Source organism: Natrarchaeobius oligotrophus, assembly GCF_003841465.1.
Taxonomy (GTDB): domain Archaea; phylum Halobacteriota; class Halobacteria; order Halobacteriales; family Natrialbaceae; genus Natrarchaeobius; species Natrarchaeobius oligotrophus.
Map to the genome: position 1 here is coordinate 90,027 of NZ_REFZ01000004.1, position 13,941 is coordinate 103,967.

Annotated in this window: 14 protein-coding genes; 5 read left to right on the plus strand and 9 right to left on the minus strand. The window is 66.7% G+C overall.

The genetic code is table 11. The features are described from left to right. The first annotated feature begins 142 nt into the window (after positions 1-142). The 3 genes from EA472_RS07175 to EA472_RS07185 all read left to right on the plus strand — a co-directional run bounded on the left by EA472_RS07175 (position 143) and on the right by EA472_RS07185 (position 2,672). Positions 143-1,117, plus strand: coding sequence for an alpha/beta hydrolase (locus tag EA472_RS07175; protein ID WP_124190832.1), 975 nt, complete (start codon positions 143-145; stop codon positions 1,115-1,117). A gap of 176 nt (positions 1,118-1,293) precedes the next feature. Next, positions 1,294-2,361: an mRNA surveillance protein pelota gene (locus EA472_RS07180; RefSeq protein WP_124190833.1), complete on the plus strand. Its 1,068-nt coding sequence runs from the start codon at positions 1,294-1,296 to the stop codon at positions 2,359-2,361. Beyond that, positions 2,358-2,672 carry a hypothetical protein gene (locus tag EA472_RS07185; RefSeq protein WP_124190834.1) on the plus strand — a complete coding sequence of 105 codons (315 nt, stop codon included), beginning with the start codon at positions 2,358-2,360 and terminating at the stop codon, positions 2,670-2,672. Before EA472_RS07180 ends, EA472_RS07185 begins: the two co-directional genes overlap by 4 nt. Positions 2,673-2,732: 60 nt before the next feature. On the opposite strand, the gene EA472_RS07190 is transcribed toward EA472_RS07185, so the two are convergent. The 7 genes from EA472_RS07190 to EA472_RS07220 form a co-directional block, all read right to left on the minus strand. Then, the gene (locus tag EA472_RS07190) at positions 2,733-3,578 is read right to left on the minus strand and encodes an ABC transporter permease (protein ID WP_124190835.1); all 846 of its coding nucleotides are present in this window, start codon (positions 3,576-3,578) and stop codon (positions 2,733-2,735) included. 135 nt (positions 3,579-3,713) lie between these two features. After that, complete coding sequence (locus EA472_RS07195) at positions 3,714-4,466, minus strand: TrmB family transcriptional regulator (RefSeq protein ID WP_124190836.1); 753 nt, start codon at positions 4,464-4,466, stop codon at positions 3,714-3,716. Beyond that, positions 4,463-7,816, minus strand: coding sequence for an MMPL family transporter (locus EA472_RS07200; protein WP_124190837.1), 3,354 nt, complete (start codon positions 7,814-7,816; stop codon positions 4,463-4,465). The genes EA472_RS07195 and EA472_RS07200 overlap by 4 nt, the downstream gene beginning before the upstream one ends. Positions 7,817-8,326: 510 nt before the next feature. After that, positions 8,327-9,517 (minus strand): threonine synthase, encoded by a 1,191-nt coding sequence (locus EA472_RS07205; RefSeq protein WP_124190838.1) that lies wholly within the window; start codon positions 9,515-9,517, stop codon positions 8,327-8,329. Positions 9,518-9,580: 63 nt separating this feature from the next. Next, complete coding sequence (locus EA472_RS07210; RefSeq protein ID WP_124190839.1) at positions 9,581-10,279, minus strand: DUF4013 domain-containing protein; 699 nt, start codon at positions 10,277-10,279, stop codon at positions 9,581-9,583. Between the two features lie 309 nt (positions 10,280-10,588). Continuing rightward, complete coding sequence (locus tag EA472_RS07215; protein WP_124190840.1) at positions 10,589-10,765, minus strand: 50S ribosomal protein L37e; 177 nt, start codon at positions 10,763-10,765, stop codon at positions 10,589-10,591. Continuing rightward, complete coding sequence (locus EA472_RS07220) at positions 10,762-10,980, minus strand: LSM domain-containing protein (RefSeq protein ID WP_124190841.1); 219 nt, start codon at positions 10,978-10,980, stop codon at positions 10,762-10,764. Before EA472_RS07220 ends, EA472_RS07215 begins: the two co-directional genes overlap by 4 nt. 145 nt (positions 10,981-11,125) lie before the next feature. On the opposite strand from EA472_RS07220, the gene EA472_RS07225 reads away from it, so the two are divergent. Both EA472_RS07225 and EA472_RS07230 read left to right on the plus strand, forming a co-directional pair. Beyond that, entirely contained in the window at positions 11,126-11,431 is a 306-nt protein-coding gene (locus tag EA472_RS07225; RefSeq protein ID WP_124190842.1) for a hypothetical protein, read from the plus strand. A gap of 308 nt (positions 11,432-11,739) precedes the next feature. Further along, positions 11,740-12,696 carry a zinc-dependent metalloprotease gene (locus EA472_RS07230; protein WP_124190843.1) on the plus strand — a complete coding sequence of 319 codons (957 nt, stop codon included), beginning with the start codon at positions 11,740-11,742 and terminating at the stop codon, positions 12,694-12,696. A gap of 162 nt (positions 12,697-12,858) precedes the next feature. On the opposite strand, the gene EA472_RS07235 is transcribed toward EA472_RS07230, so the two are convergent. Both EA472_RS07235 and EA472_RS07240 read right to left on the minus strand, forming a co-directional pair. Beyond that, entirely contained in the window at positions 12,859-13,263 is a 405-nt protein-coding gene (locus EA472_RS07235) for a nuclear transport factor 2 family protein (protein ID WP_124190844.1), read from the minus strand. Positions 13,264-13,346: 83 nt separating this feature from the next. Beyond that, complete coding sequence (locus EA472_RS07240; protein WP_124190845.1) at positions 13,347-13,898, minus strand: hypothetical protein; 552 nt, start codon at positions 13,896-13,898, stop codon at positions 13,347-13,349. Positions 13,899-13,941: the final 43 nt, after the last annotated feature.

Below are 13,941 nucleotides of genomic sequence, written 5' to 3' on the forward strand. Positions count from 1 at the left end.
GACGACGCGAGCCCGCCGAACGGCCGCTCGAGCGCGCGCCCCTTCGGGCCGGTCGCGTCACGTGCCGTCCTACCCCCTCCTGGGCGCGTTCACGACCTTCCGATTCCGGACCTTTTTGGCCGACCGCGGAGATCATCCGGCGATGGACCCGACGCGCACGGACGAACCTCATCCCGACGCACGGGCGTTTCTCCGACGGTACGAGGCGGCCGACGTACCGCCGTTCGAGGAGGTGACGCCTCGGGAGGCTCGCGAGTTGATGGAGCGGATGCAACCGCCCGCGGAGTCGACCGTTTCCCTCGAGTCGGTCGAAGACCGGACGATCGACGGTCCGCGAGACGACTTGCGCGTCCGAATCTACGACCCCGGAACCGGCGGCGAGCGTGAAGCCGCCGCGAGCAGACCCGGGATCCTCTACTTCCACGGCGGCGGCTGGGTACTCGGCAGCGTCGAGACCCACGACGGGACGTGTCGGACGCTCGCGGCCGAATCCGGCTACCCGGTCGTCAGCGTCGACTACGCGCTCGCGCCGGAACACCCGTTTCCCGCGGGATTGTGCGACTGCTATGCGGCCCTCGAGTGGCTCGCCGACGCCGCGTCCGAACTCGGAATCGACCCCGACCGAATCGCCCTCGCAGGCGACAGCGCGGGCGGTAACCTGGCGGCGGCGACCGCGTTGCTCGCGCGCGATCGCGACGGCCCGTCGATCGCGTACCAGGTGCTGGTCTACCCCGTGACCGGCGACCCCACCGACACCGACGCCTACGAGGAAAACGCCGACGGCTACCTGCTGACGGCCGACGAAATCGCGTGGTTTCGCCGCCACTACTTCGAGGATCCCATCGACGAGGGTAACGTGTACGCGTTCCCGAGGCGGGCGGCCGATCTCTCCGCACTCCCGCCGGCGACGATCGTCACCGCCGGCTTCGATCCGGTTCGTGACGACGGTGCGGCCTACGCCGACCGCCTCGAGGAAGCCGGCGTTGCGGTCACCTACCGGAACTACGAGGACATGATCCACGGCTTCTTCGGGATGACCGCCGACCCCGTCGCGTTCGATCGCGCCCACGAAGCGGTCGCGGCCGTCGTCGACGATCTCGAGTCGGCCCTCGAGTGAGATCCCGTGCCGTCCGTGCAGTGACGGTCGTCGAGCCGATCCACGAGTGAGATCCCGGTCGACGGTCCGCGTGACCCCTTCGATCGCCGCCTCGAGCGCCGACCGGTTGGTTGCCGTCGACCCACCGCTTCCGACGGATCGCAGCCCACTTACCACCGCCCCGTGAACGGACGACCATGCAGATCACCGACCGGGAGCAACTCGAGGGCGGTCGCGAACGGGTGACGGTCGTTCCCGAGAGCGTCGACGACCTCTGGCACCTGCAGTACGTCCTCGAACCCGGCGACCGCGTCGCGGGCGATACGACGAGGCGCATCCAGCGCAACGACGAGCAGATGCGCGATACGGGCGGCGAGCGAGAGCACATGTGGGTCGCCATCGCCGTCGACGACATCGAGTTCCACAAGTTCGCGAACCGACTGCGCGTCGGCGGCGAGATCGTCGCCTGCTCGCGCGAGGATCAACTCGGCTTTCACCACACGCTGAACGTCGAGGCGCGGGACGAAATCTCGATCGACAAGCGGTTCAAACCGGACCAGGAGGCCCGCCTCGAGGAGGCCGAGGAGGCGACCGAGAATCCAGACGTCGCCATCGCGACCGTCGAGGAGGGACAGGCCCACGTCCACACGGTCGCCCAGTACGGAACCGAAGAGCGAGCGACGATCACCGGTCCGACGGGGAAAGGCGAGTACGCTCGCGAGCGATCCGAACTGTTCGCGGAACTCGGGGCCGTCCTGAAACGACAGGACGCGGACGCGATCATCCTCGCCGGCCCCGGCTTCACGAAACAGGACGCCTACAAGTATCTCGAGAAGAACGAACCCGACGTCACGGAGCGGGTCACGATGGTCGACACGGCGAGCGTCGGCGACCGGGGGGTCCACGAGGTGCTCAAACGCGGCGCGGTCGCGGACGTCCAGGAGGAAACCCGGATCGAACGCGAGGCCGAGTACATCGACGAACTCACCCGGCGCATCGCGGAGGGTGCCAAAGCCGCCTACGGCCCGGAAGCGGTCCAGCAGGCCGCCGAGTACGGCGCGATCGAGACGCTGCTGGTTCTCGACGATCGGTTGCGGACCGAGCGCGGTCCCGACGGCGAGTGGGCCGTCGACGTCGATCGGATCGTCCGCACGACCGAGCAGAAAGGCGGCGACGTCACGGTCTTTTCGAGCGAGTTTCCGCCGGGCCAGCAGCTCTCCAATCTCGGCGGAATCGCGGCGCTGTTGCGCTATCGCCTCGAATGAGCGCGCCGCTGGCGTGGTCGCTGTGGGCGCTCGCGGTGCTCTCGTACGGTATCGGCGACCTCGTCACGACGGTCGTCGGACTCCGCTACGACGAACTCGAGGAGGCTCACTCGGGTGCTCGCGCCGTCCTCGGCGATCCGCCGTCGGCGGTGCGGTTCGGCCTGTTCAAGCTCGTGCTCTTCGGCTGTTTTTCCGCCGGGTACGTCCTGCTCGAAGGAACGCGACTTCGACTCGCGATTCCCGCCGGGATCTCTGCGGTGGGGCTGTACGCCGTCGCCACCAACGTGCGGGCGATCCTCGCCGTCCGATAAGGCGGTCGGACGCGCGCACCCGATCGCTCGAGGGTCACGCGCGAAAACCGCGAGCGATCGTCACCCCGTCTCGGAGCGCTGGACCGACCAGTATCCGATCGCGACCGGGCCCACCAACCACGCGAGGAGGACGCCCAGGCCGAACAAATTCGGCGGGTGAGGTGCGACCGTCGACTCCCCGAGCAGGATCGCCTCGAGCACGCGCGGAAGGTAGTACGTCGCGCCCTCGAACGCGTCGAACGGGTTCAACCGGGTCAGGTACGCGTACCAGGCCGGTTCCTCGAGGCTCGCGAGGACGACCGGCTCCTCGAGGTCCGGCGACGTCTGCCCGGTGAATACGAACGACGCGAGCGCGACGACGGTTTCCCGCCAGAGGATCCCGAACAGGAGGTAAAGTCCGAGCACGACGGCGAGCGCCCGCCGTTTCGTCTCGAGTACGCTCGCGACGCCGACGGTCGTTCCCAGCCAGGCGAGACCGAACAGCGAGACGGCGGCCACGCCGCCGACGAACGAGAGCGGGCGCATCGCGTGAAACCGGGCGAAAGCGGCCATGAGAGCGACGACGATCGCGACCGTGGCGACCAGAACGACCGAACGCGCGCCGATCGCTCCGAACGTTCGAACAGCACTCGAATCGGTGCGAGTCGCGTCCGACGCCGACGCCGGCTCCCGTTCGGTTCGAATCGCCGCGAGTCCGAGGGCGATCGCGAACAGCGGAATCCACGGGGTCGTGCCGGAGACGGCGAGCAACAGCGGCCGGTCGTCCGCCAGGAGGTAGTCGGATCCGATCCAGGGTATCCAGCTCGCCAGGGCGACGGCCGCAAAGAGCGTCGCCGCGAGCCACGCCGTCCGCGATCGGACGAGGCGGGCGAGATCCCGCCGCGTCGATGCTCGAGTCGCGCTCATCCGCCCTCACCGCGCGAATAACGTTCGATAACTGTCATGTCGGAGACCGATTTCGGAGTTGCGCCGCCGCCGTATCGTTCTATCGATTTTCCGTCAGGAAACGCGGCGGGTCGCACGTCGGTCGAACCGTCCCGCTCACGCCGGCGTCTCCGAGCTGGATTCGATCAACTGGATCAGGACGGAGGCGAACAGCGAGCCTGAGCTCCAGATGGCCGTCTCGGTCCCGTCGTCGTCGACGACGCTCAACAGGATGCCGTCGTCGTCCACGATGACGATCCGTCCGGATCGGTGGTCGCTCTCGTGATGGCTGGGCGGCGCGTCGGTGCGGACGCCCTCGAGCGACGCCAATCCCTCCCGAACCGCCGCCGTTTTGCTGACCCCGAGCACCGAGACGTCCGCGCTCGCCTTGCGCTCGAGCGTTCGCTCGATCGACTCCGTGACGAGTTCCGGCAGTCTCGTCCCGAAGACGATCCGCGACTCGGCGCTCGAGAGCAAGTCGACGACCCGGCCGTCGACCCGGTCGCGACCGCGGACCGTCCAGATGTCCTCCTGGGTCTCCTCGCCGGCCGACTCGCGTCTGACCTCCTCGACGTAGTCGAACGCCCGGTCCTGTTCGCGCTCGAATCGATCCCGCACGGTGTTTCGTGCCTCCTCGAGGTCGACCGGCCGGTAGCGGATCGGGCTCGACTGCTGGATCTCGAGGAGGCCGCGATCGGCCAGGCTCTCCGCGACGCTGTAGACCTGCGACCGCGGTACGTCGGCGATGCGAGCCACGTCTCGTGCGGTTCCGGAGCCCAGTTGCTGCAGCGCGATGAACACCTTCGCCTGGTAGCTCGTGAGGCCCAGCCGTTCGAACGCCTCGACCGCCTCGTTCTCGTCGGGCGTCACTCGTCGTCACCACCGGTATCGTCCGGGCGGTCGTCGGCCGATCGAATATCTCGTTCACCGTCGATCACCGTCGCCGATCCCGCCGAGTCGTCCGGAACGCCGCCGTCGCTGGCGGCCGGCGCGGTTCGCCGCGTTCGCCGCGGATCGAAGGAGACGTCCGGCCCGAAGTACCGCGTCCAGAGCACCAGCAACGTCGGGAGGACGACGACGCTGGCGAGGAAGGCGTACGTGATCGTCAGCGCGGTGATGATGCCGAACTGCCGGAGTACGGGAAGGATGGCGAACGCGAGGGTCCCGAACCCGCCGACGGTCGTCGCGGCGCTGCCGAGCAGCGCGCCCCCGGTGCCGGTGACCGTCGTCTCGAGGGCCGACCAGACGTTCCCCTGGCGCTCGAGTTCGAGCGTGTAGCGGGCGCTGACGTGGATGCTGTAGGCCACGCCGAGCCCGATCGTGAGGCTGGTGATCATCCCTGTCAGCACGTTGAACGGCATCCCGATGAGATACATCGTCCCGAGGATCCAGCTGACGGCGAGCGCGACGGGTAACAGCGTCACGAACCCGAGCGTCGCACTGCTTCCGGTCGCCCGGTAGGCGAGCGAGAGGAAGCCGAAGACGGCGACGAGCGTGATCAGCAGGCTCTGGAAGACCGTTTCGAGCAGATCCTGTTCGACGATGTAGTTGACGATCGGGTCGCCGGTGGCGATGGCGCTGACGCCGCCGTCGTCGACGGCCGTCGTCTCGCCGTCGTCATCGAGCGTTCGCTCGGCACCCGCGCCCTCGTCGTCGATCGTCGCCGCGACGGCGCGCATCTCGCTCGTCGCATCTCCCAGCGGCGCGTCTCCCCGGACGGCGACGATCAGCCGAACCGACTCGTAGCCGTCGTCGGTTCGGTGGACGACCTCGCTCGCGCGGTCCTCGTTCGCGTCGAACAGTTCGTCGAACAGCTCGGACACGTTCTCGTCGGGAACGCCGTCGCCGGTCGTGTCGGCGGCCTCGAACGACTCGTTGAACGATTCGTTCTGAGCGGCGGTTTCCTCCATCACCGACAGCGGCCCCTCGACGTCCGCCTCTCCGCTGGGGAGCGTGTACGCGACGGAGCTTGCGGCGGTTTCGTTCTCCGCTATCTCGAGTCGTTCGAGCACGTCGCCGTCCGCCACGTCTCCTTCAACGAGGATCTGCGCCTGCAGGTCGTCGCGCTGGAAGTTTTCGTTGACGTAGTCGAGGTCGTCGGCGGCCCGGTACTCGCCGGGGCTCATCGGGCCTGGCAGGTTCTGGGTCCACTCCGGCGGGCTCTCGGCGAGGAAGTCCTCCTCGTCGAAGCTGGTGTCGACCTGGCTCGCGCCGTAGACGCCGCCGGCCGTGATCAGGAGGACGACGACGAGCAGGATCAACGGGGCCTTCCTCGCGGCGACTGCGCCGGCGGAGAGCACGTCGCTGAACCGGCCACCACCGGTTCCGAACGCCCGTCGGCGGCGATCGAATCCCCGCGACTCGAGCAGCGAATCGAGTTCGACTTTGATCGCGGGAATCAGCCCGCCGAAGACGACCAACGCGGCGAGGATACCGAAGGCGCTCACGACGCCGAACTCCCGGATCGGCGCGATCGGGCTGATCAGGTTCGCGAGAAAGCCGATCGCGGTCGTCGCGGTCACCCAGACGAGCGCGACGCCGACGCCGGCGAGCGCGACCGCCATCGATCCCCGGACGGTGCTTCGAACGCCGTCACGCTCTCGCTGCTCGCGATGGCGCATGAAGACGTGAATCGCGTAGTCGATCGATAGCCCGATCAACAACACGGGGATGGCGATCATCATCTGGTTGAACGCGATTCCGGTCCATCCCATGAAGCCGAACGTCCAGATCAACACGGTGACGATGCCGGCGACGCCGAGAACGATGTCGAGCGGATCGCGGTAGGCGACCAGCAGCGCGGCGACGACGAACGCGAGCGCGAGGGGGCCGACGATCGCCAGGCTGTCGGCCATCGATCGGTCGATCTCGTCGGTAATCACGCCGACGCCGAAGACGATCTGGTCGCGCTCGTGGTCGGCCGCGAGTTCGCGCAGATCGAGTTGCGCATCGAGCACTCCCTCGTCGACGGCACCCATCTCCGCGTCGCCGTCGTCGATCTCCTGGGTGACGAACGTCATCCGCGCGTCCGCCTCGGCCGAACCGGGCTCGTAGTCCGAGGGCATGAACCCGAGGGCCCCGCCCTGGTTCTCGTCGTCGTCCGACAGCGTATCCTCGAGCGCCTCCTCGAACTCGTCGTCGTCGATCTCGGAAAGCGCCTCGATCTGCTCTTCGAGCGTCGGCCCCTCGTCGTCCTCCAGCTCCTCCTGTAACTCGTCGAGCTCCTCGGCGTCGGCCGCGAGTTGCTCGTACTCCGCTTCGAGCGCTTCGGAATCCGCTTCGAGCGCTTCGGAATCCGCTTCGAGTTCCTCGGCGTCCGCCTCGAGTTGCTCGTACTCCTCCTCGAGTACGCCCATCGTCGCGCCGAGGTAGACGTCCTCGAGCGCGTCGGTGAGCTCCTGGTACTCCGGAACCTCCTCGGGGTCGTCGGTCGTCTGCTCGATCGCGAACCGATCGGACTCGATCGCTCGCGCCTGCAGGGCCAGTTCCTCGTACTCGGCGGACTGGTCGTCGTCGAGTTCGGCGGTCGCTTCCTCGACCGTCGCGTCGAACTCCGCCTCGAGTTCGGCCGTACCCTCCTGATACTCGGGGTCGTCCTCGTCGTACGCCGCCGCCAGCTCCTCGTACTCGCGCTGGATCCCGATCGACGCGTCGATCCCGTCCTCGAGTTGCTCGCTGGTCCCTTCGAGTTCCGCCTCGCGTTCTTCGAGTTCGTCGCCGCGTTCCTCGAGCTCCTCGCCGCGTTCTTCCAGTTGCTCGCTGGTCTCTTCGAGTTCCGTCTCGCGCTCTTCGAGCTCCTCGCCGCGTTCTTCGAGTTCCTCGACCTGCTCGTTCGTGATCGCCGTGATCGCGACGACGTTCTCGACGCCGCTGATCGCATCGTCGTCGACGAGCGTCTCGTTGATCGACTCGTTCGCTCTGATCTCCTCCTGGAACGCGAGGGACTCGAGTAACGATTCCCGCGTGAGCACGTTGTCGCCGTCGCCTCTGGTGATCAACTGCACGCTGGTCGTTTCTTCGGCGTCGTCCGCGCCGAAGTTCTCGTCGATCTCCTCGATCGCCTCGGCTTCGGGGGAGTCGCTCTCGAACTGCTCGAGCGAGGAGTCGTCGTCGACCATTCCCATTCCCGCTCCCACGACTGCGGTCGTCAACAGGAGCGTGACGAGGACGATTCGGGAGCGTTGGGTGACGAACCTCGCGATACGGTCGGCCGCACTCATCGCACCGCCTCCGTCGCTCGGGGGGACGTGGTGACGGGCTGTCGGTCGGGGACCATGCTGTTGTTACGATCCTACAAAACGTGCACCAATACGTGTTTGGATAGTTATACTTTTGAGAACGTGATCGGGGTTGATACGTACCGCTTCGGTTCGATCGGCCGGGTTCGATCTTCGGTCCAGCTCGGTTGATTCTCACGATCGCGCCGGTATACTCGAGATCGTTCGACGACCGGCGTGGCCATCGGCGCTCTCGATCGACCGTGAGAATACGTCTAAGGAATCTGTCCGGTCTGGCGAAACACGCGTTCGGAGGGGGGCGACCCCCACCGATCCGGTGGAGTCGTCGGGTCCCGATTCGCCGCCCATCGCTGTCGGAAGCGACCGCGACCGTTCCGTTCTCGAGTCGACGCGAAGCCGCCGCCGAGGCGATCGAACGCGAAGTGTGCGACGGACGAGCGAGAGACGGTCGGTCGTGAACCGGCCGAACCGGAAGCGACGGAACCGGCGCCGTTAGACGCCCTGGCTCATCAGGTGGCTCCGGAGCACGTCCGCTTCCTTGTTGGCGCTGGCGGTGTTGAGCACGACGACCGTCTCGTCGCCGTCGAACTCGCCCCGTTCCGCGAGGTTCCAGGCGGCGCTCGCCGCCGTCGCGGCCGTCGGCGTCATCTCGAGGCCCTCGTGAGCGGCGATCTGCACGCCGGCCTCGAGGATCTCCCCGTCGTCGGACGCGACCGCCCCGCCGTCGGTTTCGCGGATCGCCTCGAGTATCCACGATCCTGCGATCGGGTCGGGAATCTCGACTCCGCCGCAGATGGTGTCGGGCGTCTCGACGGGGCCGTGGACGTCGCGGCCGGCTTCGACCGCGTCGACGATGGGCGCACAGCCCGCCGCCTGAGCGGCGTACAGCGCCGGACGCTCGTCGACGAGCCCGAGTCGCCGAAGCTCCGTTGCGCCCTTGTACGCGCCAACCAGCCCGACGCCCTGTCCGGTCGGACAGCAGACGACGTCCGGAACCTCCCACTCGAGCTGTTCGACGATCTCGTACAGCACCGTCTTCGCGCCCTCGTGGCGAAAGGGCGTGTCGAACGCCCGGAGCGAGTGCCACTCGTCGTGGTTCTCGAGGCCCTCCTCGAAGGCGGCTTCGGCGTCGTCGAACCGACCGCCGACGACGTTCATGTCGCCGCCGTGGACGTTCACCATCGCCTTACTCGTAAAGCCGGACCGCGACGGGAGGTAGACGTGGGACTCGAGCCCCGCGCGGCCGGCGTAGGCGGCGATCGACTGCCCCGTCTCTCCTGGCGAGACGACCGCGACGTCGTTGGCGCCCCGCTCTTTCGCCGCGGTAACGGCGACCGATCCGCCGCGGTCGCCCGTCGTCCCGGTTGGATTCCGCGCTTCGTCTTTGATCAGCACGCGCTCGACGCCGAGTTCGTCGGCCAGCGTCGGGCACTCGACGAGCGCCGTCGCGCCCTCGCTCGTCGTGACCGCCGCCTCGCGGGCGAACGGCAACACCTCCTCGTAGCGCCACAGAGAGTCGAACCGACGCGACTCGAGCGTCTCGCGATCGAGGTCGATGTCGTCGTACTCGTACTGCGTATCGAACAAGCCGCCGCAATCCCGACACCGACCCCGCTCGCCGACGTCGGCGCTCGCGCCACAGTCGACGCACTCGAGGCCGAGACAGGCGTCAGTCGTCTCCATACCGGTGTGTTCGTGGCCCCGGACTAATGGCTGTCCATCGCCGGTTCGCGAAACGGAAAGCGTTCAGACCGCCGGCCGTTCGGTCGTCGAATCGCCGGCACCGTCGTCGATCGTGACGGGGTGGAGATCGTGCCACGCGTGGCCGATGACGTAGTACGCCGCGACCAGGGCGTAGAACGTCACGATCGCGCCGAGGGCGGTCCCGAGGAACGGAACCGCGTTGAGCGCCGCCGCGACGACCGAGCCGCCGATCACGATTCCGAACGCCAGCAGCCAGCTGGTGGCGTACGTGCCGCTCGTGAGGACCGGTCGGAGTGTCTCGAGGTCGAACCCGGCTCCGAGTCGTCGTTCCGCGGTGAAGTTCGCGAGCGCCGCCGGCGTGACGTACGCCGCCGCCAGCCCGAGCCCGAGGGTGACCACTCCGACCATCACGAGCGTGACGGCGGCGGCCGCGCCGATTTCGCCGCCACCGACGAAGGCGGCAGCGCCGACCCCCACGACGCCGACGATCACCGGCACGAGCGAATACGCGAGGACGACCGCGAACGCCTTCGCTCCCTCGACCGTCAGCTCGCCCCACTCCTCGAAGGTCGGTGCCTCGTCGTCGTCCCGGGAGGTGCGATCCAGCACGCGAACGACGTATCCCCACACCAGAAAGAGGGGGATGATCAGGAAGCCGAACAGCAGGAGCACCCCGCCGATGATGGTCGTCTTCCAGGCGTCGTCGCTGTTTTTCACGTAGGTCAATGATTCAGTTAGCATCTAACGTATTACACTGCCGATAGCTATATAACAGTTCTCTACACCCCAGAACTGGGAAATACTGGAATATCTGATATAGACATGATTTAGGTGATAATTTATTTCGGTCGGTGATCGAGTCGGTCTTCCCCGCCCGTCGACCTCCGCGCTTCCGACCTCGAGCGTGAGCGTGAACGCGAGCGTGAGGGGAAGAAAACCTGCCGTTTTCCCGTCGATTTCGTCCTCGGATTCGGCGAGAACGCGCATCCGGACGGCTATCGCGGCCGCGACGCTCGAGGGACGCGAGAGGAAACGAGAGAACGTCGTCCGTCAGTGGTCGCCGGCTTTCGACTGCCACTCGTAGTCGCGTCGTTTGGCCGACGTGCCGAAGCCACACGACGAACATTCCTTCTTTTTCACGTGGTAGGATTTCTCTCCGCAGCGACGACACTTCACGTGGGTCGTCTTGTTCTTCTTTCCTTGGCTCGGGGTTCCTGCACCAGTCATGGAGTGATCGAAACGACGTTATCGCCGCGTATAATCGTTGTGTCTTCGATCGATTCGTCGTCCGGATCGGCCGGGTCCGCCGCGTCTTCCAGCACGAGGTTCATGTGCTGGTCGTAGCCGGCGAGGTCGCCGACGTACTCCTCTCCGCTCTTGAGTCGGACCGTGACGCGTTCACCCAGCGACGCCTCGAGGACGTCCAGCGGTCGTCCACTCATACGAAAGAGCGCAGGTGACGGACACTTAACCGTACCGGTCCCGGCGCCAGATCGACGGCACCGCCGGGGCGGCGTTCAGGTCGCGAACGCCGGTTCGGGTGCGTGCAACCAAACGGCTAAGTGCGTACTCGTTGACCTCCGGAGCATGGGAGAAAAGAAGTTCACCTTCATCGAGTTGCATCTGGACGGCGACACGCAGTTCGGTCCGCGCGCGATCGACGACGCGCTTCCGTTTGGCGAAAAAACCGAGACCACCGAGCTCGAGGAGAAAGCGGACGAAGAGGAGGACGAAGCGGCTGGTGCATCCGACGACGGCGGCGCTGGCAAGGCCGTCGGTGCGCTGGTCGCGCTGTCGGTGCTCGTCGCGATCGCCGTCGCCGCCAAGAAGTTCCGCGACGACGACGAGGCCGAGATCGAAGAGGAAGAACAGCCCGACGTCATCGTCACCTGAGACGGTTTACTGTCCGTCAGTTCCGGCGCACCCGCGACACGGGCGGCGGGTGCACCGGTACATCGGTACAGTACTTCGTATGAGACGATCAGCCGTCCGCCGGTTTCTGACGGGGAATCTCGTCGGAGTGCGTGGTTTTCCGGCACTGAACCGAGACGCGGCGTCGAAAGACGGGCTTCGAAACAGCCGGTTGGCTACGAGAATCCCGACGAAGCCACCGGTGCGCCTGCGGTCGTCCCGGTACCCAGTTACCGCAGGCCGTAAGAGCGAGCCGAACCCTTTTGCGTCCCCCGGTCGTACTCGAACGCGTGAATCTCTACCGTAGCGCTCGGGCCGTCGCCGGCGCGTCCGGCACCGACGCCATCGACTGGGAGTCGGCCGCCGAAGCCGCGAAGGCGGCGACCGATCCCGGTTCGATCTCGCTCGAACCCGGCGAGCGCGAGGGATACGCACGCGACGTTCGGGAGGCTCGAGCGGCCGTCCGAGAGGTCTCGGGCGTCGAGTTCGACGTTCCCGAAGTCGTCGAGATTCAGAACCGACACCACTGGATCGACGCCAACGTCGAGACGTTCGAACGCGTGATGGGGGCGATCGAACCCCACACGGAGACGTTTCCGGGCGTCGCTCGAACGATAAACACCGGGACGATGACCGTGTTGCTCGCCTTCCTCGGGCGGAACGTCCTCGGCCAGTACGACCCGCTGTTGCTGGCGGAGACCCCCGACGACGAGCACGCGCTGTATTTCGTCCGTCCGAACATCCTGAAGGCCGCGGACGCACTCGAGGTCGACTCCGATCGGTTCCGTCGGTGGATCGCCTTCCACGAGGTGACCCACGCCGCGGAGTTCGGCGCGGCACCGTGGCTTTCGACGCACCTCGAAACTCGCATGGAAGACGGTATCGCGGCGCTGTCGGAGGGATCGTTCGATCGGAACGCCTTCCGCGAACTCGACGCGGCGATGACCGTCGTCGAGGGGTACGCGGAACTGCTCATGGACCACGCGTTCGACGACGAGTACGAGGATCTCCGGCGCAAACTCGACGCGCGCCGGGCGGGGCGTGGCCCCCTCCAGCGACTGTTTCGTCGTCTCCTCGGCCTCGGCCTCAAGCAGCGCCAGTACGAACGCGGAAAGAACTTCTTCGAGCACGTCGTCGCCGCTCGCGACCTCGAGACGGCGAGTCTGGTCTGGCGACACCCCGATACGTTGCCGACCAGCGAGGAACTCGACACGCCGGGGCTGTGGATCCGTCGAATCGAACGGTGACCGATACGAGCGGCGGTCCGCGTTAGGACCCCATCCAGAGCAGGTACCACAGCAACGCTCCGCCAGCGAGCAGGCCGCCGTCGCCGGCGTCGGACCTCGATTCCCGGCGTCCGCGTCGCCTCGATCCGCGCCGCGTTCTCCGCTTCGGATCGCGGCCGCGGCTCATCGCTCCGGCGGGGCGCTGACGTGCATCGTCGCGAACGCCCAGGGTATTCCGTCGTCTCGATCCCCTTCGGTAGCGACCAGCGTCCCGCTCCAGCGCGAGTCGAACTCGTACTCCTGATCGCGTTCTGTGTCGATCCAGGCCATCGTCACCTCGTCTGCGTACGTCGCGAACGTCTCACGCTCGTCGACCGAGAGGGTGTGGCTCTCGACCCGCCAGTCGGTCGTCGTCTCCGTCTGCTTTCGTAGCGCCGTCGCGACGTCGTCGTATCCGAACAGCGCCTCCGTGATTCCGAACTTGACCGTGGACTCGCTTCGGCGGAAAAACGGCTCGAGCGGCTCCCCGTCGCGAAGGGCGTCGTAGTACCGCCGGACGACGTCCGCCGCGTGCACACTCTCGTTCATACTCGTCGTGTCACAACCCGTCGTCAAAGAACGCACGGACGCAAACGCAGGCCCGATGCGGCGGTCGCCACGCGACCCTCACATCACATGAAGCCGCGGTCGACTTCGTCCGTCTCGATCAAATCGTCGAGTTCGGCGTTCAACAACTCCTCCGTCTCCTCGAAGCGGTCGGAGAGTTCCTCGAGTTCGTCCGGACGGTCGTACTGATCGTAGTCCATCGGCCCGAACGCGGGACTCTCGAGGGCGTCCATCACGTCGTCGAAGAAGTCCTGCGGGGTCGTCGGCGCGTCGGCGTGCGTCTCCACGACCGTCTCGAGTCGTTTCGCGACGGTTTCGGCGTGGTCCGCGTCCTCCGGCGGAGACTGGACCGCGAACCGTCCGCCCGAGTCGCGCTCGGGTAGAAACGAGCCGATCTCGTCGTCGAGGTTCCGGGCGACCTGCGTGCCGACGCCCCGGACCTCGAACGGGTTTTTCGCGTAGGTCTTCAGGACGAAGACGCCCGCCCGTGGATGCGCGAGGTACATGTCCTCGCCGACGCCGCTCGAACGATCGCCGGCGACCGCCCGCCAGCCCTCGGGGTCGACGTTCCGCTCGGTGACGTCCTCGAGTACGTCCTGCCACTCGCGAATCCGCATGTTCGGGAGTAGTGATCCGGACGGAAAGAACGTATCGGTTGGC

Bases quoted from the DNA above. Each gene is read 5' to 3' on its own strand.
- EA472_RS07235 (WP_124190844.1), bottom strand. From the start codon at position 13,263: ATGAACGAGAGTGTGCACGCGGCGGACGTCGTCCGGCGGTACTACGAC.
- EA472_RS07200 (WP_124190837.1), bottom strand. From the start codon at position 7,816: ATGAGTGCGGCCGACCGTATCGCGAGGTTCGTCACCCAACGCTCCCGA.
- EA472_RS07185 (WP_124190834.1), top strand. From the start codon at position 2,358: ATGAGCGCGCCGCTGGCGTGGTCGCTGTGGGCGCTCGCGGTGCTCTCG.
- EA472_RS07215 (WP_124190840.1), bottom strand. From the start codon at position 10,765: ATGACTGGTGCAGGAACCCCGAGCCAAGGAAAGAAGAACAAGACGACC.
- EA472_RS07225 (WP_124190842.1), top strand. From the start codon at position 11,126: ATGGGAGAAAAGAAGTTCACCTTCATCGAGTTGCATCTGGACGGCGAC.
- EA472_RS07205 (WP_124190838.1), bottom strand. From the start codon at position 9,517: ATGGAGACGACTGACGCCTGTCTCGGCCTCGAGTGCGTCGACTGTGGC.
- EA472_RS07220 (WP_124190841.1), bottom strand. From the start codon at position 10,980: ATGAGTGGACGACCGCTGGACGTCCTCGAGGCGTCGCTGGGTGAACGC.
- EA472_RS07175 (WP_124190832.1), top strand. From the start codon at position 143: ATGGACCCGACGCGCACGGACGAACCTCATCCCGACGCACGGGCGTTT.
- EA472_RS07210 (WP_124190839.1), bottom strand. From the start codon at position 10,279: ATGCTAACTGAATCATTGACCTACGTGAAAAACAGCGACGACGCCTGG.
- EA472_RS07240 (WP_124190845.1), bottom strand. From the start codon at position 13,898: ATGCGGATTCGCGAGTGGCAGGACGTACTCGAGGACGTCACCGAGCGG.
- EA472_RS07180 (WP_124190833.1), top strand. From the start codon at position 1,294: ATGCAGATCACCGACCGGGAGCAACTCGAGGGCGGTCGCGAACGGGTG.
- EA472_RS07190 (WP_124190835.1), bottom strand. From the start codon at position 3,578: ATGAGCGCGACTCGAGCATCGACGCGGCGGGATCTCGCCCGCCTCGTC.